Consider the following 26,863-nt stretch of genomic DNA (forward strand, 5'->3'; position numbering starts at 1 on the left):
GTGATGTCGTCCTTGCTCGTACTCGCCATTATCGTTGCCATAGGCCTGGTTGCGTTCTTTATCGGCCGGCAGCGTGCTTCCGCTCAGGACAATGGCACGGTGAAGCCGCATTCGCGCGCCCACTATCACGGCTGGTGGGCCTTCCTGCTCGCCGTTCTGCCCGCCCTTTTGCTGCTCGCCGTCTGGAACGTCGGCTCTTCGGTCTATCTCGACCGTCACATTCACGCCGCCTTGCCCGAGCGGACCGCCGACAGCAAGGTTGCCAGCGAGGCGCTGGACGTCAGCCTGGTAAAGAGCCTCGCCAAGGGCTTGCGCCAGCTCGACGCGAACACCGCACTGCCAGCCACTTTCGCCGAACTGCAGCCGATGCTCGCCGCCAAGGGCGTGGCGCTGGCGACCGACACGCAGGACTACATGATCCCGATCGCCGTCGAGGCGAACGCCGTGCAGAACCGGCTCGGCCTGTTTGGCGCAATTATCACCTTCGCCTTGTCGATCGCCGGCGCCTTCTATGCGCTGAGGCAGATCGCGCCGCGCGCCAGGGCGCGCAACAATGTCGAGAGGCTGATGCTGTGGGGGCTGCTTGCCGCCTCCACCATCGCCATCCTGACCACGGTTGGCATCGTGCTCTCCATGCTGTTCCAGACGATCACCTTTTTCGAAAGCGTGTCGCCGGCGAGTTTCTTCTTCGGCACGGTCTGGGATCCGCGTTTTTCCGCTGCCGGTTCGGGCGGCAGCCAGGGCCAGTTCGGCCTGATCCCGCTGCTTGCCGGCACGCTCTATATCGCAGCGGTCGCGCTCGTTGTCGCGGTGCCGATCGGGCTGATGTCGGCGGTCTACATGGCCGAATATGCAACGCCCCGGCTGCGCTCTGTGGTCAAGCCGGCGCTGGAGCTGCTCGCCGGCATACCGACCATCGTCTACGGCATCTTCGCGGTGGTCACGCTCGGGCCTTTCCTGCGCGATCTCTCCGCGGCGCTGACCGGCGGTTCGCCCTTCATCCAGGGCCAGAGTATCTTCACCGCCGGCCTGGTCATGGGCGTCATGCTGATCCCGGTCGTGTCTTCGCTGTCCGATGACATCATCACCGCGGTGCCGCGCGCCATGCGCGACGGCTCGCTCGGCCTCGGCGCGACCCGCTCCGAGACGATCAAGCGCGTCATCCTGCCGGCGGCACTTCCCGGCATCGTCGGCGCCATCCTGTTGACCGCTTCGCGCGCCATCGGCGAGACGATGATCGTCGTGCTGGCGGCTGGCGTCGCCGCCAATCTGACCATCAACCCGTTCGAGGCGATGACGACCATCACCGTCAAGATCGTCAACCAGCTCACCGGCGATCTCGAGTTCAATTCACCGCAGACGCTGGTCGCCTTCGCGCTCGGCCTGACGCTGTTCGCGCTGACGCTGGTGATGAATATCGTCGCGCTCTACATCGTGCGCAAATACCGGGAGCAGTACGAATGACCGACATTCCCATGGACACGATGGTCCGGGCCGCCGCTCATCCGCGCCGCGACATCGGCCTCAAGGCCCGCTATGCCGCCGAACGCCGCTTCCGCATCTATGGCATGCTGGCGATTTCCGTCGGCCTCGCCTTCCTGGCCATCATCCTCGTCACCATCGTCTCGAAGGGCTACACCGCCTTCTGGCAGACGACGGTGTCGCTGCCGGTCAACTTCGACGCGAAGGTGATCGATCCCGGCAACAAGCGCGCCACCGATCCGAACGTGCTGATCAAGGCGAACTATCCCAAGCTCGCCGAATACGCGCTGATCGCCAAGCTCGGCATTTCTCCCGACGACAAGCCGGCGATCAAGCAGCTCAAGGGCTTCCTGTCCGAAGGCGCGCGCGTCCAGCTGCGCGACATCGTCGCCGCCGATCCGTCGGTCATCGGCACGACGCGTGACGTCAACATCCTGGCTGCCGCCAATCTCGACTCGGCCTTCAAGGGCCAGATCGACCTCGGCGTCGAGGAAGCGCGCCGCAAGGTTTCCGACCAGCAGATCGCCTGGATGAACAAGCTGAAGGCGGACGGCGTGATGGCCGAGCACTTCAACACCGGCCTGTTCACCTACGGAGCTTCCAGCCGTCCGGAAACATCCGGCATGGGCGTGGCGATCATCGGCTCGCTCTACATGATGGTGATCGTGCTTTTGCTGGCGCTGCCGATCGGCGTCGCCGCCTCCATCTATCTGGAGGAATTCGCCAAGAAGAACCGGTTCACCGACCTGATCGAGGTCAACATCAACAATCTGGCCGCGGTGCCGTCGATCGTCTTCGGCCTTCTCGGCCTTGCCGTCTTCATCAACTTCCTCGGCATGCCGCGCTCGGCCGCTTTCGTCGGCGGCCTGGTGCTGACGCTGATGACGCTGCCGACGATCATCATCGCGACGCGCGCGGCACTGGCCGCCGTGCCGCCGTCGATCCGCGCGGCAGCGCTTGGTCTTGGCGCTTCCAAGATGCAGATGGTGTTCCAGCATATACTGCCGCTAGCCGCCCCCGGCATTCTCACCGGCACCATCATCGGCCTGGCGCGCGCGCTCGGCGAAACCGCGCCGCTGCTCTTGATCGGTATGGTCGCCTTCGTTGCCGACTATCCGAAGACACCTTTCGATCCGGCGACGGCGCTGCCGGTGCAGATCTACCTGTGGGCGAACGAGGCCGAACGCGCCTTCGTCGAACGCATGTCCGGCGCCATCATCATCCTGCTGGTCTTCCTCATGGCCATGAACATCACCGCGATCGTGCTTCGGCGCCGGTTCGAGCGGCGCTGGTAGAAAAAAGGCATTTTGGTATGAACATCATGACCGAACAGTCCCTTGAAAACGCTGTGGGCGATAAAATGAACGCCAAGTCGAACGAAGTGATCAAGATGCGCGGCGACAAGGTCGGCGTGTTCTACGGCGAGAAGCAGGCGTTGTTCGACGTCAATCTCGACGTGCGCCTCAACCAGGTGACGGCGCTGATCGGCCCGTCGGGCTGCGGCAAGTCGACCTTCCTGCGCTGCCTCAACCGCATGAACGACACCATCGATTCGGCGCGGGTGACCGGCAAGATCACGCTGGACGAAGAGGATATCTACGACAAGAGCATCGACGTCGTCGAGCTCAGGGCGCGCGTCGGCATGGTGTTCCAGAAGCCCAATCCGTTCCCGAAGTCGATCTACGAGAACGTCGCCTACGGCCCGCGCATCCACGGACTGGCCAAGCGCAAGGCCGACATGGATCAGATCGTCGAGTCGAGCCTGAAGAAGGCGGCGATCTGGAACGAGGTCAAGGATCGCTTGCAGGAGCCCGGCACCGGCCTTTCCGGCGGCCAGCAGCAGCGTCTGTGCATCGCGCGCGCCATTGCCGTGTCGCCCGAGGTGATCCTGATGGACGAGCCCTGCTCGGCGCTCGATCCGATCGCCACCGCCCGTGTCGAGGAACTGATCGACGAACTGCGCCAGAACTACACGATCGTCATCGTCACCCACTCGATGCAGCAGGCGGCGCGCGTGTCGCAGCGCACGGCGATGTTCCATCTCGGCTATCTCGTCGAGGAGGGCGCCACCGACAAGATGTTCACCAATCCCGACGACAAGCGCACCCAGGACTACATCACAGGCCGGTTCGGCTGAGCGGTTCCGGCAGCGAAGTTTCAGGCACGAGGACGAGGATCATGGGTGAACATACCGTCGCATCTTTCGATGAAGAGTTGGGGCAGATCAGCAAGCTGATCCGCGACATGGGCGATCTCGCCGGCTCGATGGTCAGCGGCTCGACCAAGGCGCTGCTCAATTCGGACAACGCCCTGGCGCAGCGCGTCGTCTCCGACGACGCCATCATGGATGCGCGCCAGCGCGAGCTGGACGACCGCGCCATCACGCTGATCGCCAAGCGCCAGCCGATGGCCAACGATTTGCGCGCAGTGGTCGGCTCGATCCGCATGGCCGGCGACCTCGAGCGCATCGGCGACCTGGCCAAGAACATCGCCAAGCGCGTCGGCACCGTCGGCCTCAGCGTCACGCCGCGCGACCTGTCGCATTCCATCGATGCGATGGCCCAACTGGTGCTCATCCAGGTGCAAGGGGTGGTCGAGGAATACGCCGCCGCCGATGCGGCAGCGCTCGCCAAGCTCAGAAACGACGACGAGCGCATCGACGTCAAATACACCTCGGTGTTCCGCGAGCTTTTGACCTACATGATGGAAGACCCGCGCAACATCACCGCCTGCACGCATCTGTTGTTCTGCGCCAAGAACCTCGAACGCATCGGCGACCATGTGACCAACATCGCCGAAAATGCATATTATGTTTTGACCGGCTCGCAATTGCCCGCCAATCGTCCGAAGCAGGACGAGACGGCGATGTCCGCGCCGGCGGCATGACGACAAAGGTGACCAGTCGATGATCGCGCCACGCATCATGGTGGTGGAGGACGAGGAGCCGCTAGGCGTGCTCCTCCGCTACAATCTCGAATCCGAAGGTTACCAGGTCGAGGTGGTGACGCGCGGCGACGAGGCCGAAATCCGCTTGCAGGAAAACGTGCCCGACCTGCTGGTGCTGGACTGGATGGTGCCGTCGGTTTCCGGCATCGAGCTGTGCCGGCGCCTGAGGATGCGGCCCGAAACCGAGCGGCTGCCGATCATCATGCTGACCGCGCGCGGCGAAGAGAGCGACCGCGTGCGCGGCCTGTCGACCGGCGCCGACGATTATCTGGTCAAGCCGTTCTCGACGCCGGAATTCATGGCCAGGGTCAAGGCGCTGCTGCGCCGCGCCAAGCCGGAAGTCCTGTCCAGTGTGCTCAAGGTCGGCGACATAGTGCTCGACCGCGAATCGCACCGGGTCTATCGCAAGAAGAGCGAGATCCGGCTCGGGCCGACAGAATTCCGGCTGCTCGAGTTCATGATGCGGCATCCCGGCCGGGTGTTCTCGCGCAGCCAGTTGCTCGACAATGTCTGGGGCGAGACGATCTATATCGACGAGCGCACGGTCGACGTCCATGTCGGGCGGCTGCGCAAGGCGGTCAACAATGGCCGCATGCCCGACGTCATCCGCACCATCCGCGGGGCGGGCTACGCGATCCGCGAAGACTAGGTCCCTCGGCGCGGAAGCGTTTATTGGTTGAATGCGTCCACTCCCGGACCTCACGCGTCGATGATTGGCTCAGCCCGCTCATGGCTTCGTCATCCTTGGGCGAAGCAAGGAGCGTAGCGACGCGGCGCAGACCCAAGGATCCATGCCGCGACCTCAAGGCGTTGCTACTGTGCAGAATTCTGCCCCGTTGAATTCTTTGACCGATTTCACGGCATGGATCCCAGGGTCTCCGCGACGGAGCTTCGCTCCTGCTTCGCCCTGGGATGACGACGTTGGGACGGCTTCGGCCAATCTCCAAAGTCGGCGACAATCTGCGGCATCAATGATTGACGTCGTCCTCAGGCCACGTCTTTCCCGATAGCGCCAGCCCGTGCCTGCCCGCCCGGCGCGAAGATCTCCTGGTCGACGAAGCTCAGTGCCCGCATGGCGCAGCCTTCGCGGATCAGCGGCAATTCGTTCGGTTCGGTGTCGAAGGAGATCGATTTCGAGTGCTGGCCGCCGGCGGTCTGGGCGATGGCCTCGCGCAGCGCCGGTTCGATCAGGTCGAAGGCGGCGGCGCTGACGCCGACCATGGCGACCGGCGCGGGATCGATCAGCGCAAAAAGACTGCCGAGGCCGAAGCCGAGCGCTTCGCCGGCCTTGCGGTAGGCCTCGCGCTCCGGCCCGTCTTTCTCGCGTGCCGCGACGGCGAGCGCCCGCATGTCGGCGTCGCTGACATCGGCGACCGGCTCGGCGTCCTCGCCCAATTGCCTGGCGTTGCGCCAGATGGCGTAGTTGCCGGCATAGGCCTCGACGCAGCCGCGCCGCCCGCAACGGCACAGCGCCCCGCCCGGGCGATGGATCATGTGGCCGAACTCGCCGCCCGATGAATGGGTGCCGGTGAACAGCTCGCCCTTCAGCACCAGTCCCATGCCGATGCCGTGCGACAAAAGGATGGCGATGAAATCGTCGTGGTAGCGGACCGGATCGCGCCACTGCAGCGCCACCGCCATCATGTTGCAGTCGTTTTCCATGGTGGCCGGAATGCCGAATTCGCCTTCCAGTATGTCGGCGAAGGCGATGTCGGTCTGCGGCGTGATCGGCGACCACAGCATGGCGCGGGCGTGCGAATCGGTGATGCCTTGGATGCCCATAGCAATGCGGGCAACGCTGTGGGTGTCGAGGTCGGGATCCTCGAGCCGACGCCTGACTATGGCGACACATTCGCCGATCAGTTCGTCGCGCGGCATGGTCAGCGTGTCCAGCCGGCGCTGCTCTTCGGCCACCACCTGGCCGGCGTAGTCGATGACAGCGACGGAAAGGAAATTCAGCGACAGCACCACGGTCATCACAGCGGCGGCTTCCGGATTGAGTCCGAGACCGACTTGCGGCCGACCGCGTTTCAGCGAAACCGGCTCGCTGGCCTTGCTCTCGGCCAGGATGCCTTCCCCGATCAGGTCGGCGGAGATCGCCGATATGGTGGAGTGGCTGAGGCCGGTGGTCGCGGCGATCTCGGTCCGCGACGGCTGGCCGGCGCGGCGCACGGCCGAAAGCACCATCGCCCGGTTGCGGCGGCGCAAATCGTCGTGGCGGATTCCAACCGACATCTTTCTTGCTTTCCTCCCGGTCGTCCCCGCGGCCTCTCATGATATTGAAGGCAGTCGGTGACACCAGCCAAATATTGGCAGAAGCCGGCAGGCCTGTCATTATTTATTGCGAGTCTCGAAAAAAAGTCAGTGACACATCAAAATCCATCAGAATCGATGTTGACAGCGCTCCGGCGTTGGATCAGTATTTTTTCGAGGCTCGAAAAAATAGAGCCTTTGTGCCGGCCTTCGGGCCAGTTTGGTCGCGCCGCACGCGGCGCAGGGAGGATACAATGAAAAGATTCACAGCCGCCATCCTGGCGGGTGTCGCCATGTCGCTGACGCTGGCGTCGGTCGCACAGGCGAAGGACAAGGTCATTGGCGTTTCGTGGTCGAACTTCCAGGAAGAGCGTTGGAAGACCGATGAAGCGGCGATGAAGACGGCGATCGAGGCCGCCGGCGACAAGTACATCTCCGCCGACGCGCAGTCCAATCCCGGCAAGCAGCTTACCGATGTCGAGAGCCTGATTTCGCAGGGCGCCAACGCGCTGATCATCCTTGCGCAGGATGCATCGGCCATCGGCCCGGCGGTGCAGAAGGCGCTGGACGAAGGCATTCCGGTCGTCGGCTATGACCGTCTGATCGAGAACAAGGATGTCTTCTACCTGACCTTCGACAACAAGGAAGTCGGCCGCATGCAGGCCCGCGAAGTGTTCAAGGCCAAGCCGGAAGGCAACTACGTCTTCATCAAGGGCTCGGGTGCCGATCCGAATGCCGATTTCCTGTTCGCCGGCTCGATGGAAGTGCTGAAGGAAGCCATCGACGGCGGCAAGATCAAGAATGTCGGTGAGGCCTATACGGACGGCTGGCTGCCTGCCAACGCCCAGAAGAACATGGAACAGTTCCTGACCGCCAACGACAACAAGGTCGATGCGGTGGTTGCAGCTAATGACGGCACCGCCGGCGGCGTTGTCGCCGCGCTGACGGCGCAGGGCTTGGCCGGAACCGTACCGGTGTCGGGCCAGGACGGCGACCACGCCGCGCTGAACCGCATCGCACTCGGCACGCAGACCGTGTCGGTGTGGAAGGACGCGCGCGAACTCGGCAAGAACGCCGCCGAGATCGCTTCGCAGCTCGCCGACGGCAAGAAGACCGGCGACATTGCCGGCGCCAAGGACTTCACCACGCCTGGCGGCAACACCGTCAAGTCGCTGTTCCTGACCCCGGTTGCCATAACCAAGGACAACCTCAACGTCGTCATCGACGCCGGCTGGATCAAGAAGGACGAAGTCTGCGCCGGCGTCACTGCCGGCAGCGTTGCGGCCTGCAACTAAAACCGGACCGCTATCGGTTCCAAATCTCGGCGCCGCGGCCCAAAAGCCGCGGCGTTTCTCAAGGGGCTTTCCGCTTCAAATGACCGCGGAAAGCAAATAGCATCCATGTTTCCGGCATCCGCGCCAGACGGCAAACCGGTGGGAGGATAGCATGACCGACACGACCTCTAATCAGCCGGTCGCCAGCACTGCCGCGGACCGGGCGCGTGCATCCGAACTCAGCGCCGTCGGGCGGTTCCTCAGGGCTACCGAGCTCGACACGCGCATGCTCGGCATGGTCGGCGCGCTGCTGGTCATCTGGGTCGGCATCCATATCCTGTCGGGCGGGCTTTTCCTGACGCCGCGCAATCTGTGGAACCTGTCGGTGCAGACCTCCTCGGTCGCGATCATGGCGACCGGCATGGTGCTGGTCATCGTCATGCGCAACATCGACCTTTCGGTCGGCTCCGTCGAAGGCGTGATCGGTATGATCATGGGCGTGGCGCAGGCCGAATTCCTCATTCGCGTCATCGGCTTCCAGCTTGGAAATCCCTGGCTCTGGATCATCGCGCTGGCCGTCGGCGTGGTGCTTGGTCTGCTGATCGGCGCGTTCCAGGGCTTCATCATCGCCTATATGGAGGTTCCGGCCTTCATCGTGACGCTGGGCGGCCTGCTGGTCTGGCGCGGCATGGCATGGCTGATCACCAGCGGGCGCACGGTCGCGCCGCTCGATGCCACTTTTCAGCTGATGGGCGGCGGACCGCGCGGCTCGATCGGCGCCACCGCCAGCTGGATCGTCGGCGTGGTCGCTTGTGCGGCGGTTGCCTTCGCGCTGCTCAACGGCCGCTCGCAGCGCAAGCGGTTCAGCTTTCCGCTGCGCCCCGTCTGGGCCGAGACCTTGCTTGGCGTGGTCGCTTGCGCGGCCATCCTCGGCGCCGTCTGGATCGCCAATTCCTATCCATGGCCAATCGGCATCGTGCGCCAGTATGCGCAGCAGAACGGCATCACTCTTCCCGAAGGCGGGCTGTTTATCGCGCACGGCATCGCTATACCGGTGCTGATGGCGGTGACTGTCGGCATCAGCATGACCTTCATTACCAAGCGCACGCGTTTCGGCCGCTATGTCTTTGCTATCGGCGGCAATCCGGAGGCAGCCGAACTCGCCGGCATCAACACGCGCTGGGTGACCATGAAAGTGTTCATGATCATGGGCGTGCTGGCGGCCATCAGTGCGGCGATCTCGTCGGCCCGCCTCAATGCGTCGACCAATGCGTTGGGCACGCTGGACGAGCTGCTGGTCATCGCCGCCGCCGTCATCGGCGGCACGTCGCTGGCCGGCGGCGCCGGAACGGTGATGGGCGCCATGCTCGGCGCGCTGCTGATGCAGTCGCTGCAATCCGGCATGGTGCTGCTCGGCATCGATTCGCCGCTGCAGAGCATCGTCGTCGGCGCGGTGCTGGTCATCGCCGTCTGGCTCGACACCGTCTACCGCAAGCGCGTCTAGGGGAGGAATGACGATGGAAAAAACCGCTCCTACGGGCACTGCGCTGATCGACATGCGCAACATCTCGATCGCCTTCGGCGGCATTCGCGCCGTCGACGATGCCTCCATCGATCTTTTCCCGGGCGAGGTCGTGGCGCTGCTCGGCCATAACGGCGCCGGCAAGTCGACCTTGATCAAGATCCTTTCCGGCGCCTACAAGCGCGATGCGGGCCAGATCTTCGTCAACGGTCAGGAGGCTGCGATCTCCAACCCGCGCGATGCCAAGAAATACGGCATCGAAACCATCTACCAGACACTGGCGCTGGCCGACAATGTCGACGCTGCCGCCAATCTGTTCCTCGGCCGTGAGCTGATGACCGGCTGGGGCACGCTCGACGATGTCGCCATGGAAGCCGAGGCACGCAAGGTGATGGGCCGGCTCAATCCCCGCTTCCAGCGCTTCAAGGAGCCGGTGATCAAGCTGTCGGGCGGCCAGCGCCAGTCGGTGGCGATCGCGCGCGCCATCCTGTTCAACGCCCGCATCCTGATCATGGACGAGCCGACGGCGGCACTCGGGCCGCAGGAAACGGCGCAGGTCGGCGAACTGGTCAAGCAGCTCAAGGCCGACGGCATCGGCATCTTCCTCATCAGCCATGACATTCATGACGTGTTCGAACTCGCTGACCGGGTCTGCGTGATGAAGAACGGCCAGGTCGTCGGCACGGCGCGCACCACCGATGTGACCCAGGACGAGGTGCTCGGCATGATTATCCTGGGCAAATGCCCACCCGGGGCCATTCCCGGGCCTGGCGCGCTGAAGATCGCAGCATAGGCTATTATCTGGTTCGGCCATGATCTGTTCCGAAAACCGGTTTCCACTTTTCGGGATCATGATCTGATAAGCCGGCTAACCATAGGCAATCGATAGGCCAACTCTCACGATGGTTTGTCCTCGCCATTGTGTTGGCGCGGTGACATGCCATAAAGGTCCCGAATCCATGGGCCGCAACATCCGTTGAAGAAGTTCTTCCCGATCGTCGCCTTTGTCGCCGTCGCGCTGATCAGCCTGACGATGGCGGGATTTGCCTATTTCGCCACGCAGGAGGCGGCGCGGATCAAATTCGAGGCGGCCGCGGACGACGCGCTCAACCGGATCGAGAGCCGCATCGATCTGCATCTGTCGCTGCTGCGCTCAACCCAGGCGCTGTTTGACGCCCGGAATGGCGACATTTCGCAAGCAGAGTTCAAGGCATTCTTCAACGCGCTCGATGTCGACACCAATTTCGCCGGCCTGCGCGGCATCGGTTTTCTCAGACTGGCGAAGGCGGGTGACGAGGCGGCGGTCGAGCGCGACATACTGCACGACCATGGCGTCGCCCATGCAGTCTATCCCGATACGACGCAGCCTTGGCGCACGCCCATCTTCATGTTCGAACCGCTGGACCCGTCCAACCAGTCGAGCATCGGTTATGACATGTTCACCGAACCGGTGCGCCGGGCGGCGATCGAAAAGGCGATGGCCGATGACCAGCAGCATGCGAGCGGGCTCATCCAGCTCGGCCAGGGCACGGGTGCTGCGCAGACCTTTACCGGCTTCCTGGTTTTTGTGCGGCTCAATGTCGAAACCGCGCCCGACGTCATCAATGCGTCGAGATCGTCGACGGCGGGTTTACTCTATGCCGCCTTCCGCGCCCGCGATCTGTTCCAGATCGCGCTCAGCCGGACGCCGCTGCTGCCGGTCAATACCGAAATCTATGACGGCAAGGCGGAGGCCGGCGCTCTCCTGTTCCGATCGGAAACGCCGCCGGTCGCAACCCTGGGCGACAGGCTGCTGGTGACGCGCCAGATCACCGTGGCCGGCCGGCCATGGACCGTCCTGTTTCGGCCGACAAGCGCCTTCTCGCAGCCCTCCTCGCGCGCCATTCCGGTGATGCTCGGCCTGTTCGGCCTGCTGCTGGCAGGCACAATTGCGCTGGTGGCGCGCTATCAGGAGCGGGCCTATGACGCCAAGTCGCTGCTGCACGAAACGACCGAGAAGAGCTTGCTCGAAAAGGATCTGATGCTGCAGGAGATGAAGCATCGCATCAAGAACTCGATCACGCGGGTGCTGGCGATCGCACGCCAGACGGCGTCGCGGGCCACCGACGTCAACGAATTCTCGGCATCCTTTTCGGCCCGGCTGCAGGCGATGGCGGCGTCGCAGGACATGCTGACGCGCTCGCGTTGGCAGAAAGCCGATCTCGGCGATCTCTTACGCATCGAACTTGGCCAGGTGTTCGGCAAGGAGCTTCCGGAAGGCGTCTTGTCGGGGCCACAGGTTCTGCTCGACGAGACGACGACGCAGGCGCTGGGCCTGACTTTTCACGAGCTGGCGACGAACGCGCTGAAATATGGCGAGGCTGGCAATTCGGTTGGCGCGCTCAAGGTCGACTGGTCGGTTAACGGGCGCGGACGCGACCGTACGCTGGCGCTCAACTGGCGCGAGGCCGGGCAAAAGAAGCTGGAAGCACCTGTCGAGACCGGCTTCGGCACAAAACTGATCGATCTCAATGTCACGCGCGAATTGCGTGGCACGATCAGGCGCGATTTCCGTGCTGACGGATTGAAAGTGGAAATCAGGATTCCGCTGTCGGACTGAAACGCCGCCACGGGCGGTTCGAATACTCAAACAAACGGAGACCGGACCAGCCGGTCTCCGCCTTGATTGCTTGACGCGCTTTGAAGCGGATCAGCAGCGAGCCGTGTAGAGATGGCCGCGGTTGTCGCGATACTGGCAATAACCATTGCGCAGGTTGCGCACCAGCAGGCCGGAACCAGCACCGACAGCCGCGCCGATGAGCGCGCCTTTGGTGCCGCCGATCAGACCGCCGGCCACGGCGCCGACACCGGCGCCAACGCCGACATCCCGCTCGGTCGTGCTGCAACCGCTGACCGCAACCACGGCAACCATGGCAATAATCAATTTCCGCATAGAGTCTCTCCTCACTTGTGTCCTCACTTTAGTAAGCTCCAGCCGCCATTTAGCATGAAATGACGGCCTTTGCCCGCTCGAATTTATTGTTGGCGAACAGAGTCTTTTTCGGGGCGCGCGCCGTTCGATGCAACCATAAGGTTGGAAATCGCCAACGAAGCGTCCAGCGTTCCGTCCGGACGCACGTTCCAGACAATTTGATCGTAGTCGTCTTCCAGCGCCGGATCGACGGCAAGACATTTGGCGACGACGTGCTGGGCCTGACCCTGTACGTCGCCCAAGGCGAACGGCCGCTCGGCGGTGCATTCGTCAGCCGTCTCGAAGACGCTGACCGGCACCGGCAGTTCGCGGCACTCGGTCATGGTGTTCGAACAGCCGATGACCAGCAGCAAGGCGGCAATATGTTCCATGGCGACAATCCTCTCGCCATAGCAACGGCCCACATCGTTCAAAGTTCCTGCGCTTGCGGCCAAGTGCATGAATAATTGGAAGGATGCGGGCTTGGGGTCAGGTCAACGGTGGAGATCAGCTCAACTGGAATGCCGCGATCAGCACGATGACCGCGACCAGCGCGACAATAGCGAGGCGAAGCGCCGTATGGGAAACATGGAGCGAGGGGGCGGCCGATGGGTCAAGATCCTGAAATCCGCTCATCGAGATGCGGGCGGCCTGCTCCAGTCTGTTCATATCGGCAACCGTCAACTTCATTCCTCCCATACTGCGCTGCAAGCCGTAGCCGAAACGTTCGAGGCATCGGCAAGTTCCAGCGGTACCTGGGAAGTACAGCATCGGACTTTATGGTGAACAGTCGGTTAAGGATCGGCGCTGCCGTCGGCCGCGGCATTTCTGGCAAGCTGGCTGTTATGCGCTCACTCGGTCTCGAAATTGCCGTGCGGAACGACAAGCCGGTATTCCAGACGGCCGCCGCTGATTTCAAGGGTCGCTGTGCCGTTCAATGATGTCGGCACGACGCGCTCGAGCGCAACGCTGCCAAAGCGCTTTTCGTTGCGTTGATTGTCGTTGGCGCCGACGGCTTCGGTCCAGGTCAGCGACAAAGCCGGCCTGGCGGCGGAACCGGGCGTCAGGCTGGCCGTCACCTCGACGAAGCCATCCGGTCGCGACAAGGCGCCGTAACTCACCGAATTGACGGCGAGTTCATGCATCGCCAGACCGATATGCAAAGCTGCATTGGGGTTGAGATAGGGGTTTTCACCCTGGAAACGCAGGCTGCGCGCCGGATCGGCGCCGTAGCGGCCAACCTGGCCGGAGACGAGTTCGCGAAGGGCGGCACCGCGCCAGTTGGACGACGTCACCAGATCCTGGGAAGAGGCCAACGACTGCAGCCGGCCGCGAAAACGCGTGAGGAAATCGCCAAGCGTCTCGGAATAACGGCCGGTCTGGGTGGCAATGCTCTGGATGATGGCCAACAGGTTTTTCGAGCGGTGGCTGACCTCGCGCAACAGCGTCTTCAGCGTCTGCTCGCGGCGCTTCTGCTCGGTCGTTTCAACCATGGTGGTGACGACGCCTTGCACGTCACCGCCATCGCCATGATCGGCATCGATCCACACCTGGAACCAGCGGACGCCGTCGTCGGCGGGAACACTGAGCTCAAGCCGTTCGGCATTGCCGGATGCGATGACATTGCGTTTGGCGGCGCCGATGCGTTCAGCCTGTGCCGGCGGCAATATGCCGTTGCTGTCGGCGGTATCGGCGGCCCATGGCGCGCGCATGTTGCGCGCCCATACCGTCTTCATTTCGCGGTCCTGGTAGAGAACTGAAATGCCGGCATTGTGCAGTGCATGGAGAAGGGCGCGGCCAAGCTGCATGCCGCTTTCGGCGGGATGCAAAGCGATGACCTCGTCACTCTGGCCGCTGTTGGTCATGTCTCCGGCTCGGGAACGCATCAATCACCTGTCCACCCAACTCAGGGCTGAACGGTTCATTGCGCAATGGGTTCCCTCATGCAGTTGTCCGGCCCCCTTAAAGCGGTCCGCCGGGCGGTGTCCGTTGAAGGACCCCGCCCGGCGGTGGCTGGAAACCGTTTGAGGGGTGCGGCTTCCAGTGTCCGGTCGCGCCTTACGAGGCCCGTCTGAACAGGCCGGCGAGAAGCGAAATGACCAGGAAGGCGAGAAAGATGAAGAACAATATCTGCGCGATACCGGCCGAGGTGCCGGCGATGCCGCCGAAACCAAGCGCGCCGGCTATGATCGCGACGACGAGGAATACGAGCGCCCAGTAAAGCATGATCCATCTCCATCAAATGGTATGAGAAAAACGTGGTTGGTTGCCGTTTGTTCCACCATTTGCCGAAAAAGACGACCGCTGGAAAGGGGCGTCTGCAGCGCGATGTGTTGGGTGCGCCTGACGGCTCACCCGGCGATTGCGCCGGGCGAGCGTCTCTTGGCAGCTATCATTTCATTTTGGAAGCGCAGCGCAGGCCGGATCTTAAAGCGCGTCGCGTTGAAGCGGATTCAGGCAACGCGCTTTAAGTATTTGTTTTGGTGCATTTCGTTGTCCCAAAACCGCTGCGCACTTTTGGGCGACATGCATTAGGCAGCGGCTTTCGCTTGCCGGTCGAAGAACAGGGCCTGGCTGATCAGCGCCTTGACCATATCCGGGTTGAACGGCTTGGTGACCAGGAAGGCCGGCTCCGGCCGCTCGCCGGTCAACAGGCGCTCGGGAAAAGCGGTGATGAAGATCACCGGCACCGATGTCGACGACAGGATCTCGTTGACGGCATCGATGCCCGAACTGCCGTCGGCAAGCTGGATGTCGGCCAGCACCATCCTTGGCCGCGTCTTGCCGAACATCATCACCGCCTCGGCGTGGGTGCGCGCCGTTCCAACGACGCGGTGGCCAAGACTCTCGACCATCTCCTCGATGTCCATGGCGATCAGCGGTTCATCCTCGATGATCAGCACGTCGGTTGCCACCTGGCGGGAAATCTCGTTGCTCGCCTGGGCGAGGAGTTCGGAGAATTCCTTGTCGCCGACATCGAGGATTTCCGCCGCCTCGTCTTCGCTGAAGCCTTCGACGGCGACGAGCAGGAAGGCCTGGCGGGGAAGCGGTGCGATCGCGTTCAGATTGGCCGCGGCGCGCTGTTCCCACGCCGACTGCGCCTGCTCCTGCGGAACGCGGATGGCGACCGAGGTGAAAAGCTTGGCGAAAATCTTGTAGAGCGCGATGCGGTCGTTCGATGCGTCGGGAAAGATATCGACATCGGCGATGATGGCCTCGAGCATCGCGGCGACCAGCGCATCGCCGCTCTCCTGCGATCCGGAAACGGCGCGCGAGAAGCGGCGCAGGAACGGCAGGTGCGGGGCGATGGTTGCAGATAGGCTCATGGTAGACGTCTCCCTCAGATGACGTGATTGCACAGGTCGCAGGTCAAGCTGATTGCAAGCCCCGAAGACACAAACGCCGGTTTTCGCAAAAAGTTCCGATCACCATGGAACTAATATACCGGGGCGGCGTTTCAGGGTCGGGATGGGCAACCAGACGAGGGTGCCGCTTGCCTTGCGTATGTAACTAGTAGAGCGGCTCGGGTGCTGGAAATAAAGGGCGACATGAAGGACATGACGAGAGATACAATGGCTGGCGCCGCAGACAGGCGCCGGGCTGCTTCCGGTGACCCGCTCGGGCCGAATTCGGAAATCGGCCGCAAACTCAAACAATATTATGACGAGCTTGTCTCCGACAATGTGCCGGATCGCTTCGCCCAGCTGCTCAGCCAGCTGGAACAGGCCGAACCCGCACAGAAGAAGGACTGAGGCATGGCGGCTGTCTCTCAGGGCTTCAAGACCGATCTGCTCGGCTCGATCCCGAGCCTGCGCGCCTTTGCCGTGTCGCTGACACAAAATGCCGACAAGGCCGACGACCTGGTGCAGGAAACGCTGGTCAAGGCCTGGGACAAGCATGAAAGCTTCCAGCCGGGCACCAACCTCAAGGCATGGCTGTTCACCATCCTGCGCAATGAATTCTATTCGCAGATGCGCAAGCGTGGCCGCGAGGTGCAGGACAGCGACGGCATCATGACGGCCAGGCTTGCCGTTCATCCGGCCCAGCATGGCCAGCTCGACCTCAAGGATTTTCGCGGCGCGCTCGAGCAATTGCCCGAGGACCAGCGCGAAGCCATCATCCTCATCGGCGCGTCGGGCTTCTCCTATGAGGAAGCCGCCGAAATCTGCGGCTGCGCGGTCGGAACGATCAAGAGCCGCGTCAGCCGTGCCCGCACGCGGCTGCAGGAAATCCTGAAGATTTCAGGCGAAGACGAGTATGGGCCGGATGCAATTTCGGCGCAGGTGACGGGGTCAAACGCCGCTTAGGGCGTGACGGCTTGAACGGTCTGCGAGCAGTGTCACGCCGCAGACCGTCGTCCGCAGGCCGCCGCCACCGCCTCGACGAGATCGTCTCCCGAATAGGGTTTGGTGACCAGTCTGATGCCCGGAAAGGACGCCTTGATCTCGTCGGCGTCCGAATAGCCGGAGGCGAAGATGAAGGGCACGCCCGACTGGCGCAGCCGCGAGGCGAAATCGACCGTTGACGCCCCGCCCAGCATGAGGTCGACGATGGCCGCGTCGAATTGCGTTGCAACCTTCTGCTGATCGATTTCGGTCAGATCGCGGGCAATGACCACCTCGCCGGCGCCATAGTCGCGGCAAAGCTGCTCGACATCCATGGCGATCAGGAATTCGTCCTCCAGGACCAGTATCCGCAGTCCGTTGAGCAATGGGGGCACTTCGCAAAGTCTCCTTGGAACAGAGCGAGTCATGATCGTTATTTGGCAGCCTGTCATTTAAAAAAGACATGCTGATGCCGGAACTCCGATCGCTGCGAGACGTTTGCCTTCAGCCTGTCTCAAGCAGGCTTTCGAAGAGGGGTCGAAATGTCTGGCCAGAACGGTCGTTCTTTCTCCAGCCGCCAGTATCCATGCGAGAAATGCCCGCTGCGGCCGCTACCAGTGTTCCGGGAGTTCGAAAAGCCGGAACTCGCCTTCATCAGCACGTTCAAAAAAGGCGAACTCGCGGTCGACAAGGGCGCGACGGTGCTGGTCGAGGGCAGCCACAGCGCCCATCTCTACACGGTGCTGTCGGGCTGGGCTTTCCGCTACAAATTGCTGTCGGACGGCCGGCGCCAGATCCTCAATTATCTGATGCCCGGCGATCTCATCGGCCTGCAAGGCAGCGTGATGGGAGAGATGCAGCATTCGGTCGAGGCATTGTCGCCCATGCTGCTGTGCGTCTTCGAGCGCGAGTATCTGCACGAACTCTACCGCAACCATCCGGGCCTGGCCTACGACATCACCTGGATCGCCTCGCGGGAAGAGCGGATGCTGGACGAGAACCTGCTCAGCGTTGGCCGCCGCAGTGCGATCGAGCGCCTGGCCTATCTGATCGCCTTTATCGGCTGCCGGGCCAAGGTGGTCGGGCTCAACGGCAAGGCACCGGTTCAAATCCCGATCACCCAGCAGCATGTCGCCGATACGCTCGGCCTGTCGCTGGTTCACACCAACAAGACGATCCGCAAGCTGATGGACCGCAAGTTGATCGTCTGGCGCGACGGCGGCTGCGAGGTGGTCGACAATGAGGGGCTTCAGAACCTCGCGCGTTGGGAAGGACTGGGCGAAGGGCGCCGGCCGCTGATTTGAGCGAGCGGGGTTGGATGACGTTCGGCCGGGCTGGACTCATCCGTGGAAACATCTTTTGATGGAGCTTGTTCCGATTTCGGAACCTTGGCCTGTATCGAGCGTTTGAAACCAAGCAAACGCAAGGAGTTAAGCAATGGCAACTGCCACAGGAAAAACCGCTGGCGACAGCCGGACGAATACGGACCTTGAAGCCGACATCAAGCAATTGAAGGCCGATATCGAAAAACTCACCAAGCAGTTGGCCAAGACCGGCGAGCATGGCTACGGGACGGCGCGGCGCGCCGCCACCGAGGGTGTCGAACAATTGCGCGCCCAGGGCGAGGCAGCCTTCGACAATCTGCGCAGCAACGCCAAGGACATCGAAGCACAGATGATGGCCAGCGTGCGCGAGAAACCGGTGACGTCGCTGGCGATCGCTGCCGGCGTCGGCTTTCTCTTCGCGCTTCTGGCGCGGCGCTAGTTCCTGTCCAGATGGGAATGCTGGCATCGTTGATCTCGGCCTTCGCCTCGGGCGAAACAATTGCCGCCGTGCGCCGCGCGCGCACGGCGGCAATTGTCTATGGGTTCGCGGCGCTTATGGCGCTCTGCGGTCTCGGCTTCCTACTTGGGGCCGCCTATATATGGGCGGCCGACCGCTACGGCTCGCTGGCAGCCTGCCTCGGCTTCGGCGCCGGCTTCCTGGTGATTGCCGGGCTCATCCTGCTCATTCACCAGATATCGGCGGGTTCGCGCGCGCGGCGCCGTGCCAGACGGCGTAGTGCCGATATGAAGGCGATCGGCATCACAGCGGCTCTCGCCGTGCTGCCGGCGCTGCTCAAGGGTAGAGGCGGCCTGGGCGTCATTCTCGGCCCGGTAGTGGCGCTCGCCGCCTACGCCATCTATCGCGAAAACGTAAAGCCCGGCCCTGACGATCCGGATGGCGGCGGCGACAACTAGCGCTACCCGCGCGTCACTTCGACAGGTCTTCGAGCGGCATCGATATTTCGGCGAACACGCCCTCCGGGCGAAATTCGTGGATCACCTCGCTGGAGATGACCTTGGCGAGGCTGCGGCGGATGAGGATCGAGCCGAAGCCGTGGCGCTCGGGCGCCGAGACTGGCGGGCCGCCGCTTTCGCGCCAGGTCAATATCAGGCGCTGTGCGCCTTTCTTGCCCTGTGTCTTCCAGTCGAGCTGAACCTTGCCCGAAGCTACGGACAGCGATCCGTATTGCAGCGCGTTGCTGGCCAGTTCGTGCAGGATCAGGCCGAGCCCAACCGCCTGATCGGGCGAAAGCAGCAGGTCGGCGCCGGAGATCGCCATGCGCGGCTGCGAGGCGCTGTCGAACGGTTTCACTTCGATCTGCACCAGTTCGGCAATGCCGATGCCGCGCCATTCGCGATCCGACAACAGATTGTGGGCGGCACCCAGGGCCTGCAGCCGGGCGCCGAAAGCCTCGAGAAATTCGCTTGGCTGGCGGGCATGGCGCACGGTCTGCGTCGCCAGCGCCTGAACGGTCGCCAGCGTGTTCTTGACGCGGTGGTTCAGTTCGCGCAGCAACAGCCTTTGCCGCTCGTCGCCGAGCTTGCGTTCGGTGATGTCGTAATTGACGCCGAAGATCAGCGTCGGCTTGCCGTCGCCGTCGCGCTCGATGACTCGGCCGCGCGTGGCGATCCAGCGCGGCGGATTGAAACCCTTGACGCGGTACTCGCCGAAATAGTCGTCGCTGCCGGTCAGGGCGTCGCGAAAGCGCGTCTCGGTCTGGTAGACATCGCGCGGGTCGATGGCGCCAAGAATGTCGCGTGCTTTCAGCCGGTTTGAGCGTGGCAGGTTGAACAGTTCGGACAAAAGCACGTCGCATTCGATCATGTCGGTGCGGATGTCCCATGCCCAGCTGGCAAGCGAGGCGGCATCGAGCGCGATGGCGCGGCGCTTTTCCTCGCGCACGAGTGCTGCCTCGGCCAGCGCTCCGTTGCGGGTGGCGTCCTTCAAGGTGAACAGGCTGGCGGCGAGTGCGGCCAGAGTCTTGAGCTGATCGAGCTTGGCGGCAGACGGATGTGCATGCGGCTTTCGGTCGAGCACGCAGAGCGTACCGATCCGCGCGCCGGCCACCACCATCGGCGCGCCGGCATAAAAGCGGACATGGTGCTCGCCAGTGACCAGCGGATTGTTTGAAAAACGCGAGTCGATTGTGGCATCGGTCACCACCATCGGCTCGTCGCCGGCGGCGATCGCATGGGCGCAGAACGAAATGTTGGTTGCCGTCTCCGTCTCGTCCAGGCCGTAGCAGGCCTTGAACCATTGTCGCTCGACATCGAGCAGCGTGACCAGTGCGATCGGCGTTTGCATCACCGCGGCGGCAAGCCGGCTGATGCGATCGAAGTCGGGATCGGCAGCGGTGTCGAGCGCGTCGAGGCTGTGCAGCACGGCAAGCCGGTCCGCAGCGTTTACCGCGCGGCGTACATCGGCCGGCAGGCCCGGCGCCTTCTGTACCTTGCTATCCACCAAGCCCCCAATGACTTGCCTGCGGTCCGTCTGTGCCGCGCCGACGGTTGGCCGCTGGCCGCAGTATCCGGAACTTTTGTAGTGGAGAATCGTTACCCGACCATGCTTTGCCAGACACGCCTGTCGGCGCCACGCGATAGGGAGGCCGGCCTTGGTCAAGATCATTCCTGAAAATAAAGCCCGTCAGGGAGGCTGGGGGCGACATGGCCTGCGCATCCTGATTGCCGCGATGCTGCTGGTGTTCGTCGCCTGGGGCATCGCCGAAATCTATGGCGAGATGATCGACACGCCCGCCAGCCAGGGGCAGACGCCCAACAGCCAGGGTTTGCGGCTTGATGGCCTTGGACATCAAGCGGCCTTGGCCTGAGTGGCGCGCCGCGGTACCAGCACGTTCAGCACGCCGGGATGAATTTCGATCGTCGTCTCGCGGTCAAGTCTGACCAGCTCGCCATCGATGACGGCGCGGAATTTCTTGGCTGGCGAATGGATTTTGAGGGTCGCCCGCTCGGCCTGGTGTATCTCGACATGCTCGTTGTCGCGCCATTTGCCGCGCGCCATGTTGAAGAAGAATTTCACCAGTTCGCCGCGCTGGCGCGCCACGGTAACGTAGATACCGAGCACGCCGCCAGCGGGGTTGTCGGCGTAGGGCAAGTGGCCCTCGCCAAACAAATTGTTGGTGATGCCGATGCCGGTGATGCGTGTCACGATCTCGGCTTTGCCGACGGTCAGCGTCACCTTCATCGCCGGTGGGTTGTTGATCGTCGACCAGGCGGCCTTTGCCGAGGCGCGGATCTTTCCCAGCCGGGAGCCGAATTCCATGTTCTGGCGCAGCTGCACCATCCTGGCATGCATGCCGATCGAGAATTGATGCACGAAAGGCCGTCCGTTGGCGCTGGCGACGTCGACGGCGATCACCTCGCCGTCGGCGAATGATTTCAGCGCCGCGTCGAGGGTCTGCGGGATACCAAGCCCGCGGGCAAACAGGTTCATGGTGCCGGCCGGCAGAATTGCCAAGGCCTTCTTGCCGTTCATCAGCCGGGCCGCCGCAGCCGAAATAGTGCCGTCACCGCCGCCGGCCAGCACGACATCGATGCCGCGCCGTGCGGCGATCTTTGCGAGCGCTGCCTCAACGTCTTTGCCGGCAACGATGTCGATATCGATGGAGTGGCCAGCCGCTTCCAGCGTCTGGCGCATCCGATCGGAAAAGGCTGGAAGATCGGTCGTGCGCAAGGTGCCGCCGTCCCGGTTCAGCACCGCCGCAAATCGCATGCCCCACTCCGTATGCTCTGCAATCATTGAGCCGGAACAGGCCCAGCCACAGGCTGAAACGGAGCTGCGGAAGAAAGGTTCCGCCTGACGAGGCGAAATCTGTGCAAGCTCTATCGCGTTCCGGAAAGCGGCAAGCCGGCGACATGGCCGGCAACCCCGGCTTCAGTCAGTTCGGCAAGCGCCAGCGACTGGTCGAGATGCTCGGCCCGCCAGGCGAGCAGCCGTTCGGCGAACTCCAGCCGCACCACGAGATAGGCCGGGTCCATCGCGACATTGTTCAGCTCTCCGGGATCCTTCTTCAGGTCGAACAGCAGCGGCAGCAGGCCGCCACCGAAATGCACATATTTGAATTCCTTTGTGCGGATGACGGCGAGGTTGCACTGGCGCGGGCCGATGCCGAAATGCCGCTCCGCCTCACCCTCGGCAATCGAGCGGAAATCGAACTCCCAATGTGCGGCGTCGCGCCAGTCCTGGGGCGCTTCATTCGCCAGGAATGGTTTTAGCGAGCGGCCGTCGAGATGCGGCGGCGGCGCCTCGCCGAGCAGGTCGAGCAGCGTCGGCGCTATATCCACCGCCTCGGTGAAGCGGTCGACACTTGTGCCGGCTGCCTTGCCATGACGCGGGTCGCGAATGATCAGCGGAATATGGAAACTGCCGTCGAAGAAGCCGCCCTTGCCGAGCATGAAATGGTCGCCCATCATCTCGGCGTGGTCGGAGGTCAAAACGATGATGGTGTCGTCCCAGGCGCCCGCCGCCTTGAGCGTTTGCCAGATGCGGCCGAGCTGCGCATCGACCTCAGAGATCATGCCGTAGTAGAGCGCGCGGATGCGGCGGAAATTGTCGTCGCCCCAGTCGCGCACCAGGCCCTCGGCGCCGGGACGGAAATTCGCCCGCCGCTGCCGGCCCATACCGTAAGCGAGATAGGGGTGGCTCCCGGCTTCGGTCTGCCAGCTCCCGGCACGACGGAAGGCTGGACCGGCGGCCGGATCGTATAGGGTGTTGTAGGGCTCCGGCACGATGAAGGGCGGATGCGGGCTGAGGAAAGAGACATGCGCGAACCATGGCGTGTCGCGCTGTTCGCCAAGCCAGCGGACGAATTCGCCGGTCAGGAAAGCCGCCGGAGTTTCGTCATTCGAATAGATCGGCGCAGCATTGGTGACCGGCTCGTCGGTCTTGTTTCCCGAGGCCTCGCCAGCGGGGCGATGGATGTCGGGAAAGCCGGCGCCGGCATCGACACCGCGCAGTGCCAGCCAGGACAGCCAGGGCTTCTGGTGCTCGGGCAGAAGCTGGCGCACGCTAAATCCCGGCAGCACGCCTTCATAGGTTGTCAGCCTGGGGTCGCCGGGCGCCAAGGTGCGCGGATCGAGCGAGACGTCGGTGTAGCCGAACAGCGTCGGATCATAGCCGAGGCTTCGCGCCGAAAGCGCGATGTTGCCGTGGCGGGCGTCGAGCGGCGTGCCGTTGCGGCAGACGCGATTGTTCATCTGGTAGAGGCCGGTGTAGAGGCAGGCACGTGCAGGTGAACAGGGTGCGGCGCCGCCAAAATGCTGCCGAAACAGCACGCCCTCGGCGGCCAGCGCATCGGCGTTCGGCGTTTTCACCACCTCGTGGCCGGCAGCCGACAGACAGTCGCCGCGCCACTGGTCGCAAGAGATCAAGAGAACATTCGGGCGTCTGTTTTTGTCGGCCAATCGCGGTATCCTCGTCCTCACCAGGCGCCTGGAAGAGCGCCGCTCATGGAACCGAAATTTCGCGACTGCGCAAGCCTGACCGATTTGCAAAACAGTGAACAAGGACCGCGCCACTGTTCACCATTAGCGCACAGTCCATTCTGTGTTTGCTGCCTTTGATCCGGACGGCCAGGCCCTCATATTGGCGTGGACAGCGGCATGGGCCGCGCAGATACAAAGGGAAGGAGCAGGAAAATGCTCGACCAGATCAAAGGGCTGCACCACGTCACCTCGATGGCCAGGGATGCGCGCCAGAACAATGAATTCTTCACGAAGAAGCTCGGCCTGCGCCGGGTCAAGAAGACCGTCAATTTCGACGCGCCCGACGTCTACCACCTCTACTATGGCGACGAGGTCGGCACGCCAGGTTCGGTGATGACCTATTTTCCGTTCCCCAACATCGGCAAGGGACGCCATGGCGTCGGCGAAGTCGGAGCCACGGTCTATTCGGTGCCTGAAGGCACGCTCGGCTATTGGGAGAAGCGGTTTGCCGACGAGGGCGTGGCCGGGCTTTCTCGCGAAGAGACATTCGGCGAGAAGCGGCTGGCCTTCGCCGGTCCGGACGGCGACGGTTTCGCGCTGGTCGAGGATAAGGCCGACGCCAGAGCACCGTGGGCGAAGGGCAGCGTTCCCGCCGATGAGGCGATCCGCGGCTTTCACTCGGTGTCGCTGCGGCTGAAGGACGGCGGCGCCACCGAAGAGCTGCTGAAATTCATGGGCTATGAGGAGATCGACAAGTCCGGCGCTATCAGCCGGCTGGCAGTGAAGAACGGCAACGGCGCCGATATAGTCGACATCGAATCGCTGCCCGGCGCGGGCTTTGCCAATCTCGGTGCCGGCTCGGTCCACCATGTCGCTTTCGCCGTCGAGAACCGCGCCAAGCAGCTCGAAGTGCGCAAGGCGCTGATGGATACCGGCTACCAGGTGACGCCGGTGATCGACCGCGATTACTTCTGGGCGATCTATTTCCGCACGCCGGGCGGCGTGCTGTTCGAGGTCGCCACCAACGAGCCCGGCTTCGATCGCGATGAGGATACCGCTCATTTGGGCGAGGCGCTGAAGCTGCCGTCGCAGCACCAGCACCTGCGGCCCTATCTCGAAGAACATCTGCAGAAGCTGGAAGGCTGAGGTCATGAGCAAGGACGCTTATATCCACAAGGTGCTGGCAGGTTCGCCTGACGGCCCGCTGCTGTTCGTCTTCCACGGCACCGGGGCGGACGAGAACCAGCTGCTGTCACTTGGGCGCGATCTCGTACCGCAGGCCACCATCATCTCGGCGCGCGGCGATGTCTCCGAACAAGGTGCGGCGCGCTTCTTTCGCCGAACCGGCGAGGGCGTCTACGACATGGACGACCTGGCGCGGGCGACTGAGAAGATGGCGGGCTTCGTCAAGGCGCATATCGAAGCGGCAAAACCGTCCTCGGTGCTCGGCCTCGGCTATTCCAACGGCGCCAACATCCTGGCCTCGGTGGTGTTCGCGGCACCTTCGCTGTTCAATGCTGCGGTGCTGATGCATCCGCTGATCCCGTTTGAACCCGAGGTGAAGGGCAGTCTCGCCGGCCGCCGCATGCTGGTCACCGCCGGCAAGCGCGATCCGATCTGTCCACCGAACCTGACGTCGCGGCTCGAAGCCTATTTGCGCGCCGATGGCGCCGATGTCACAGTGGAGTGGCATGAAGGCGGCCACGAGGTGCGGCCGAACGAGATCGAAGCGGCGCGGCGGTTCTTCGCTGCCGTACCGGTTGAAGGAGCAAGCAATGCCTGACCAACTGCCTGAAATCGAACTGGAGGATCGCGGCTCCAAGGGCCGCTATTTCCTGCGCGGACCTGATGGCGCCGAGGCGGAGACGACCTTCACCAAGATCGGCGAGCACCAGATCATTATCGATCACACCGAGGTGCCGGATGCGTTCCGCGGCCAGGGTGCGGGGCTTCGCCTCGTCACCCGCGCCGTCGAGGATGCGCGGGCAGCGGGCAAGAAGATCATCCCGCTCTGCCCATTCGCCAACGCCCAGTTTCGGCGCCATCCGGAATGGGCTGACGTGCTCAAACAGTAAGGTCCATTCGCCTGCGTGGCGGGCGGCAAGATGGTGGAGAGCGGACAGCCACAAGGAGTTATTGTCTCTGGCATTTGCGCAGCCCGGCCATCTTGCCTAAGTAGACGGTTCGCCTGCAGACTGGCGCTCCGTCTCCCTTGAACCGAATGGCTCCTTGATGTCCGAACTCGATCTCGTCCCCGTCTTCGACGGCCACAACGACACGCTGCTCAGACTCTACCAGTCGAAAGACACCGATGTCGAAAAGCTGTTCATCGAGGGGACTCAGGGCGGCCATATCGACCTGCCGCGCGCCAAAAAAGGCGGCTTTGCCGGCGGCATGTTCGCGATCTTTCCGCCACCGGTCGAGAAATCCAAGCGTGCCGCGGTGCCGCCGGTACCCACCGACGATGAGCCGTTGCCGCCCGAGCTGCCGCGCACTGACGCGCTGACGTCCACCATCGCCATGGCCTCGATCCTGTTTCGGCTGGAGCGGGCCGGGGCGCTCTCCGTTTGCCGCAGCGCCGGCGACGTGCGCAATGCGATGGCCAAAGGCTCGATCGCCGCGGTGTTCCACATAGAAGGCGTCGAGGCGATCGATCCCGAACTCACCCTGCTCGACGTGCTGTATGAAGCCGGCCTGCGCTCGCTCGGCATCGTCTGGAGCCGTCCGAACGCTTTCGGCAATGGCGTGCCGTTCCGCTTTCCCTCGTCGCCCGACACCGGGCCAGGCCTGACCGACGCGGGCAAGGCGCTGGTCAAGGCCTGCAACCAGCTCAAGATCATGATCGACCTCTCGCATCTCAACGAGAAGGGCTTTCGCGATGTCGCCGCGCTCAGCGATGCGCCGCTGGTCGCCACCCACTCCAACGTGCATGCGCTCTGCACCCATTCGCGCAATCTCACCGACTGGCAGCTTGGCGCGATCCGTGAGTCCGGCGGCATGGTCGGGCTGAATTTCGCCACCGGCTTCCTGCGCGAGGATGGCAGGATGAATGCCGACACCAGCCTCGACATTATGGTGCGCCACGTCGATTCGCTGCTGCAGGCGCTGGGCGAAGACGGCGTCGGCCTCGGTTCGGATTTCGACGGCGCCATGATCCCGGCGCCGATCGGCGATGTCGCCGGCCTGCCGAAGCTGATCGATGCACTGGCCGCGCGTGGCTTCGGTCGTGCGCTGATCGAGAAGATCGCCTATCGCAACTGGATCAATATGCTGGAAAAAACCATAGGGTAGGCCTGTTGATATTCAGGTGAGGCCAGCCTGCAAACGGCGGCTTCCTGCGCTTC

General features: G+C 63.2%; 30 protein-coding genes. 19 read left to right on the forward strand and 11 right to left on the reverse strand.

Features of this window, described 5'->3' with window-relative positions; genetic code table 11:
• Positions 1 to 3: 3 nt before the first annotated feature.
• From pstC to phoB, 5 genes are read left to right on the forward strand one after another with little or no spacing between them, the layout of a single operon-like run.
• Positions 4 to 1,464: a phosphate ABC transporter permease subunit PstC gene (pstC, locus tag AC1D0N_RS18475; protein WP_477246351.1), complete on the forward strand. Its 1,461-nt coding sequence runs from the start codon at positions 4 to 6 to the stop codon at positions 1,462 to 1,464.
• Positions 1,461 to 2,777: a phosphate ABC transporter permease PstA gene (gene pstA, locus AC1D0N_RS18480; RefSeq protein WP_477246353.1), complete on the forward strand. Its 1,317-nt coding sequence runs from the start codon at positions 1,461 to 1,463 to the stop codon at positions 2,775 to 2,777. Before pstC ends, pstA begins: the two co-directional genes overlap by 4 nt.
• 17 nt (positions 2,778 to 2,794) lie before the next feature.
• Complete coding sequence (pstB, locus tag AC1D0N_RS18485) at positions 2,795 to 3,619, forward strand: phosphate ABC transporter ATP-binding protein PstB (protein WP_202299037.1); 825 nt, start codon at positions 2,795 to 2,797, stop codon at positions 3,617 to 3,619.
• Positions 3,620 to 3,660: 41 nt separating this feature from the next.
• Positions 3,661 to 4,368, forward strand: coding sequence for a phosphate signaling complex protein PhoU (gene phoU / locus AC1D0N_RS18490; protein WP_477246356.1), 708 nt, complete (start codon positions 3,661 to 3,663; stop codon positions 4,366 to 4,368).
• A 19-nt stretch (positions 4,369 to 4,387) separates the two neighbouring features.
• On the forward strand, positions 4,388 to 5,077 hold the full coding sequence (gene phoB / locus AC1D0N_RS18495) for a phosphate regulon transcriptional regulator PhoB (RefSeq protein ID WP_477246358.1): 690 nt from the start codon (positions 4,388 to 4,390) through the stop codon (positions 5,075 to 5,077).
• 338 nt (positions 5,078 to 5,415) lie between these two features.
• Here the strand turns inward: phoB and AC1D0N_RS18500 are convergent, their stop codons facing one another.
• Positions 5,416 to 6,663: an ROK family protein gene (locus AC1D0N_RS18500; RefSeq protein WP_477246360.1), complete on the reverse strand. Its 1,248-nt coding sequence runs from the start codon at positions 6,661 to 6,663 to the stop codon at positions 5,416 to 5,418.
• A 272-nt stretch (positions 6,664 to 6,935) separates the two neighbouring features.
• Here AC1D0N_RS18500 and xylF point away from each other — a divergent pair, with 272 nt between their 5' ends.
• The 4 genes from xylF to AC1D0N_RS18520 all read left to right on the forward strand — a co-directional run bounded on the left by xylF (position 6,936) and on the right by AC1D0N_RS18520 (position 12,076).
• On the forward strand, positions 6,936 to 7,976 hold the full coding sequence (gene xylF / locus AC1D0N_RS18505) for a D-xylose ABC transporter substrate-binding protein (protein WP_477246362.1): 1,041 nt from the start codon (positions 6,936 to 6,938) through the stop codon (positions 7,974 to 7,976).
• 151 nt (positions 7,977 to 8,127) lie between these two features.
• Positions 8,128 to 9,459, forward strand: coding sequence for a sugar ABC transporter permease (locus AC1D0N_RS18510; protein ID WP_477246364.1), 1,332 nt, complete (start codon positions 8,128 to 8,130; stop codon positions 9,457 to 9,459).
• A 13-nt stretch (positions 9,460 to 9,472) separates the two neighbouring features.
• The gene (locus AC1D0N_RS18515) at positions 9,473 to 10,270 is read left to right on the forward strand and encodes an ATP-binding cassette domain-containing protein (RefSeq protein WP_192259350.1); all 798 of its coding nucleotides are present in this window, start codon (positions 9,473 to 9,475) and stop codon (positions 10,268 to 10,270) included.
• Between the two features lie 183 nt (positions 10,271 to 10,453).
• A complete protein-coding gene (locus AC1D0N_RS18520; RefSeq protein WP_477246366.1) occupies positions 10,454 to 12,076 on the forward strand; it encodes a CHASE domain-containing protein in 1,623 nt (540 codons plus the stop codon).
• Between the two features lie 90 nt (positions 12,077 to 12,166).
• Here the strand turns inward: AC1D0N_RS18520 and AC1D0N_RS18525 are convergent, their stop codons facing one another.
• The 6 genes from AC1D0N_RS18525 to AC1D0N_RS18550 form a co-directional block, all read right to left on the reverse strand.
• Positions 12,167 to 12,409: a YMGG-like glycine zipper-containing protein gene (locus AC1D0N_RS18525; RefSeq protein WP_477246368.1), complete on the reverse strand. Its 243-nt coding sequence runs from the start codon at positions 12,407 to 12,409 to the stop codon at positions 12,167 to 12,169.
• A gap of 83 nt (positions 12,410 to 12,492) precedes the next feature.
• Positions 12,493 to 12,819, reverse strand: a complete 327-nt coding sequence (locus AC1D0N_RS18530; protein ID WP_477246370.1) for a hypothetical protein — start codon at positions 12,817 to 12,819, stop codon at positions 12,493 to 12,495.
• 115 nt (positions 12,820 to 12,934) lie between these two features.
• Positions 12,935 to 13,117 (reverse strand): hypothetical protein, encoded by a 183-nt coding sequence (locus AC1D0N_RS18535; RefSeq protein WP_477246372.1) that lies wholly within the window; start codon positions 13,115 to 13,117, stop codon positions 12,935 to 12,937.
• Positions 13,118 to 13,278: 161 nt separating this feature from the next.
• Positions 13,279 to 14,313, reverse strand: a complete 1,035-nt coding sequence (locus AC1D0N_RS18540; protein WP_477246374.1) for a sensor histidine kinase — start codon at positions 14,311 to 14,313, stop codon at positions 13,279 to 13,281.
• 172 nt (positions 14,314 to 14,485) lie between these two features.
• Entirely contained in the window at positions 14,486 to 14,653 is a 168-nt protein-coding gene (locus AC1D0N_RS18545; protein ID WP_023670098.1) for a DUF1328 domain-containing protein, read from the reverse strand.
• A gap of 305 nt (positions 14,654 to 14,958) precedes the next feature.
• A complete protein-coding gene (locus AC1D0N_RS18550; protein WP_477246376.1) occupies positions 14,959 to 15,753 on the reverse strand; it encodes a response regulator in 795 nt (264 codons plus the stop codon).
• A gap of 222 nt (positions 15,754 to 15,975) precedes the next feature.
• Between AC1D0N_RS18550 and AC1D0N_RS18555 the strand changes: the two genes are divergently transcribed.
• Complete coding sequence (locus AC1D0N_RS18555; RefSeq protein WP_477246621.1) at positions 15,976 to 16,179, forward strand: NepR family anti-sigma factor; 204 nt, start codon at positions 15,976 to 15,978, stop codon at positions 16,177 to 16,179.
• A 3-nt stretch (positions 16,180 to 16,182) separates the two neighbouring features.
• Positions 16,183 to 16,734, forward strand: a complete 552-nt coding sequence (locus tag AC1D0N_RS18560; RefSeq protein ID WP_258607097.1) for a sigma-70 family RNA polymerase sigma factor — start codon at positions 16,183 to 16,185, stop codon at positions 16,732 to 16,734.
• 32 nt (positions 16,735 to 16,766) lie between these two features.
• Here AC1D0N_RS18560 and AC1D0N_RS18565 read toward each other — a convergent pair whose 3' ends face one another.
• Positions 16,767 to 17,087, reverse strand: coding sequence for a response regulator (locus AC1D0N_RS18565; protein ID WP_477246623.1), 321 nt, complete (start codon positions 17,085 to 17,087; stop codon positions 16,767 to 16,769).
• A gap of 207 nt (positions 17,088 to 17,294) precedes the next feature.
• On the opposite strand from AC1D0N_RS18565, the gene AC1D0N_RS18570 reads away from it, so the two are divergent.
• From AC1D0N_RS18570 to AC1D0N_RS18580, 3 genes are all read left to right on the forward strand, one after another.
• Positions 17,295 to 18,056 carry a Crp/Fnr family transcriptional regulator gene (locus AC1D0N_RS18570; RefSeq protein WP_477246378.1) on the forward strand — a complete coding sequence of 254 codons (762 nt, stop codon included), beginning with the start codon at positions 17,295 to 17,297 and terminating at the stop codon, positions 18,054 to 18,056.
• A gap of 133 nt (positions 18,057 to 18,189) precedes the next feature.
• Positions 18,190 to 18,516 carry an ElaB/YgaM/YqjD family protein gene (locus AC1D0N_RS18575; RefSeq protein WP_477246380.1) on the forward strand — a complete coding sequence of 109 codons (327 nt, stop codon included), beginning with the start codon at positions 18,190 to 18,192 and terminating at the stop codon, positions 18,514 to 18,516.
• 11 nt (positions 18,517 to 18,527) lie between these two features.
• Positions 18,528 to 18,992 (forward strand): hypothetical protein, encoded by a 465-nt coding sequence (locus AC1D0N_RS18580; RefSeq protein ID WP_477246382.1) that lies wholly within the window; start codon positions 18,528 to 18,530, stop codon positions 18,990 to 18,992.
• 13 nt (positions 18,993 to 19,005) lie between these two features.
• On the opposite strand, the gene AC1D0N_RS18585 is transcribed toward AC1D0N_RS18580, so the two are convergent.
• On the reverse strand, positions 19,006 to 20,538 hold the full coding sequence (locus AC1D0N_RS18585) for a sensor histidine kinase (RefSeq protein WP_477246383.1): 1,533 nt from the start codon (positions 20,536 to 20,538) through the stop codon (positions 19,006 to 19,008).
• A 151-nt stretch (positions 20,539 to 20,689) separates the two neighbouring features.
• On the opposite strand from AC1D0N_RS18585, the gene AC1D0N_RS18590 reads away from it, so the two are divergent.
• Entirely contained in the window at positions 20,690 to 20,905 is a 216-nt protein-coding gene (locus tag AC1D0N_RS18590) for a hypothetical protein (protein ID WP_477246385.1), read from the forward strand.
• On the opposite strand, the gene AC1D0N_RS18595 is transcribed toward AC1D0N_RS18590, so the two are convergent.
• Together AC1D0N_RS18595 and AC1D0N_RS18600 are read right to left on the reverse strand one after the other, a co-directional pair.
• Positions 20,887 to 21,807 (reverse strand): diacylglycerol/lipid kinase family protein, encoded by a 921-nt coding sequence (locus tag AC1D0N_RS18595; RefSeq protein ID WP_477246387.1) that lies wholly within the window; start codon positions 21,805 to 21,807, stop codon positions 20,887 to 20,889. The two genes, AC1D0N_RS18590 and AC1D0N_RS18595, sit on opposite strands and share 19 nt — an antisense overlap.
• Positions 21,808 to 21,917: 110 nt before the next feature.
• A complete protein-coding gene (locus tag AC1D0N_RS18600; protein WP_477246389.1) occupies positions 21,918 to 23,498 on the reverse strand; it encodes an alkaline phosphatase family protein in 1,581 nt (526 codons plus the stop codon).
• A gap of 234 nt (positions 23,499 to 23,732) precedes the next feature.
• Here AC1D0N_RS18600 and AC1D0N_RS18605 point away from each other — a divergent pair, with 234 nt between their 5' ends.
• The 4 genes from AC1D0N_RS18605 to AC1D0N_RS18620 all read left to right on the forward strand — a co-directional run bounded on the left by AC1D0N_RS18605 (position 23,733) and on the right by AC1D0N_RS18620 (position 26,810).
• Positions 23,733 to 24,665 (forward strand): VOC family protein, encoded by a 933-nt coding sequence (locus AC1D0N_RS18605; RefSeq protein WP_477246391.1) that lies wholly within the window; start codon positions 23,733 to 23,735, stop codon positions 24,663 to 24,665.
• Between the two features lie 4 nt (positions 24,666 to 24,669).
• Positions 24,670 to 25,302, forward strand: coding sequence for an alpha/beta hydrolase (locus AC1D0N_RS18610; protein WP_477246393.1), 633 nt, complete (start codon positions 24,670 to 24,672; stop codon positions 25,300 to 25,302).
• Positions 25,295 to 25,594, forward strand: a complete 300-nt coding sequence (locus AC1D0N_RS18615; RefSeq protein ID WP_477246395.1) for a GNAT family N-acetyltransferase — start codon at positions 25,295 to 25,297, stop codon at positions 25,592 to 25,594. The genes AC1D0N_RS18610 and AC1D0N_RS18615 overlap by 8 nt, the downstream gene beginning before the upstream one ends.
• 157 nt (positions 25,595 to 25,751) lie before the next feature.
• Positions 25,752 to 26,810 (forward strand): dipeptidase, encoded by a 1,059-nt coding sequence (locus AC1D0N_RS18620; RefSeq protein ID WP_477246397.1) that lies wholly within the window; start codon positions 25,752 to 25,754, stop codon positions 26,808 to 26,810.
• Positions 26,811 to 26,863 lie beyond the last annotated feature (53 nt).

This window comes from Mesorhizobium sp. P2_E10, from assembly GCF_056404235.1.

Coding starts and splice junctions, on each gene's coding strand:
- xylF (WP_477246362.1), top strand. CDS start 6,936: ATGAAAAGATTCACAGCCGCCATCCTGGCGGGTGTCGCCATGTCGCTG.
- phoU (WP_477246356.1), top strand. CDS start 3,661: ATGGGTGAACATACCGTCGCATCTTTCGATGAAGAGTTGGGGCAGATC.
- AC1D0N_RS18525 (WP_477246368.1), bottom strand. CDS start 12,409: ATGCGGAAATTGATTATTGCCATGGTTGCCGTGGTTGCGGTCAGCGGT.
- pstB (WP_202299037.1), top strand. CDS start 2,795: ATGAACATCATGACCGAACAGTCCCTTGAAAACGCTGTGGGCGATAAA.
- AC1D0N_RS18500 (WP_477246360.1), bottom strand. CDS start 6,663: ATGTCGGTTGGAATCCGCCACGACGATTTGCGCCGCCGCAACCGGGCG.
- AC1D0N_RS18545 (WP_023670098.1), bottom strand. CDS start 14,653: ATGCTTTACTGGGCGCTCGTATTCCTCGTCGTCGCGATCATAGCCGGC.
- AC1D0N_RS18570 (WP_477246378.1), top strand. CDS start 17,295: ATGTCTGGCCAGAACGGTCGTTCTTTCTCCAGCCGCCAGTATCCATGC.
- AC1D0N_RS18540 (WP_477246374.1), bottom strand. CDS start 14,313: ATGCGTTCCCGAGCCGGAGACATGACCAACAGCGGCCAGAGTGACGAG.
- AC1D0N_RS18510 (WP_477246364.1), top strand. CDS start 8,128: ATGACCGACACGACCTCTAATCAGCCGGTCGCCAGCACTGCCGCGGAC.
- pstC (WP_477246351.1), top strand. CDS start 4: ATGTCGTCCTTGCTCGTACTCGCCATTATCGTTGCCATAGGCCTGGTT.
- AC1D0N_RS18605 (WP_477246391.1), top strand. CDS start 23,733: ATGCTCGACCAGATCAAAGGGCTGCACCACGTCACCTCGATGGCCAGG.
- pstA (WP_477246353.1), top strand. CDS start 1,461: ATGACCGACATTCCCATGGACACGATGGTCCGGGCCGCCGCTCATCCG.
- AC1D0N_RS18565 (WP_477246623.1), bottom strand. CDS start 17,087: ATGGATGTCGAGCAGCTTTGCCGCGACTATGGCGCCGGCGAGGTGGTC.
- AC1D0N_RS18535 (WP_477246372.1), bottom strand. CDS start 13,117: ATGAAGTTGACGGTTGCCGATATGAACAGACTGGAGCAGGCCGCCCGC.
- AC1D0N_RS18550 (WP_477246376.1), bottom strand. CDS start 15,753: ATGAGCCTATCTGCAACCATCGCCCCGCACCTGCCGTTCCTGCGCCGC.
- AC1D0N_RS18595 (WP_477246387.1), bottom strand. CDS start 21,807: ATGCGATTTGCGGCGGTGCTGAACCGGGACGGCGGCACCTTGCGCACG.
- AC1D0N_RS18580 (WP_477246382.1), top strand. CDS start 18,528: ATGGGAATGCTGGCATCGTTGATCTCGGCCTTCGCCTCGGGCGAAACA.
- AC1D0N_RS18560 (WP_258607097.1), top strand. CDS start 16,183: ATGGCGGCTGTCTCTCAGGGCTTCAAGACCGATCTGCTCGGCTCGATC.
- AC1D0N_RS18620 (WP_477246397.1), top strand. CDS start 25,752: ATGTCCGAACTCGATCTCGTCCCCGTCTTCGACGGCCACAACGACACG.
- phoB (WP_477246358.1), top strand. CDS start 4,388: ATGATCGCGCCACGCATCATGGTGGTGGAGGACGAGGAGCCGCTAGGC.
- AC1D0N_RS18610 (WP_477246393.1), top strand. CDS start 24,670: ATGAGCAAGGACGCTTATATCCACAAGGTGCTGGCAGGTTCGCCTGAC.
- AC1D0N_RS18575 (WP_477246380.1), top strand. CDS start 18,190: ATGGCAACTGCCACAGGAAAAACCGCTGGCGACAGCCGGACGAATACG.
- AC1D0N_RS18530 (WP_477246370.1), bottom strand. CDS start 12,819: ATGGAACATATTGCCGCCTTGCTGCTGGTCATCGGCTGTTCGAACACC.
- AC1D0N_RS18515 (WP_192259350.1), top strand. CDS start 9,473: ATGGAAAAAACCGCTCCTACGGGCACTGCGCTGATCGACATGCGCAAC.
- AC1D0N_RS18555 (WP_477246621.1), top strand. CDS start 15,976: ATGAAGGACATGACGAGAGATACAATGGCTGGCGCCGCAGACAGGCGC.
- AC1D0N_RS18615 (WP_477246395.1), top strand. CDS start 25,295: ATGCCTGACCAACTGCCTGAAATCGAACTGGAGGATCGCGGCTCCAAG.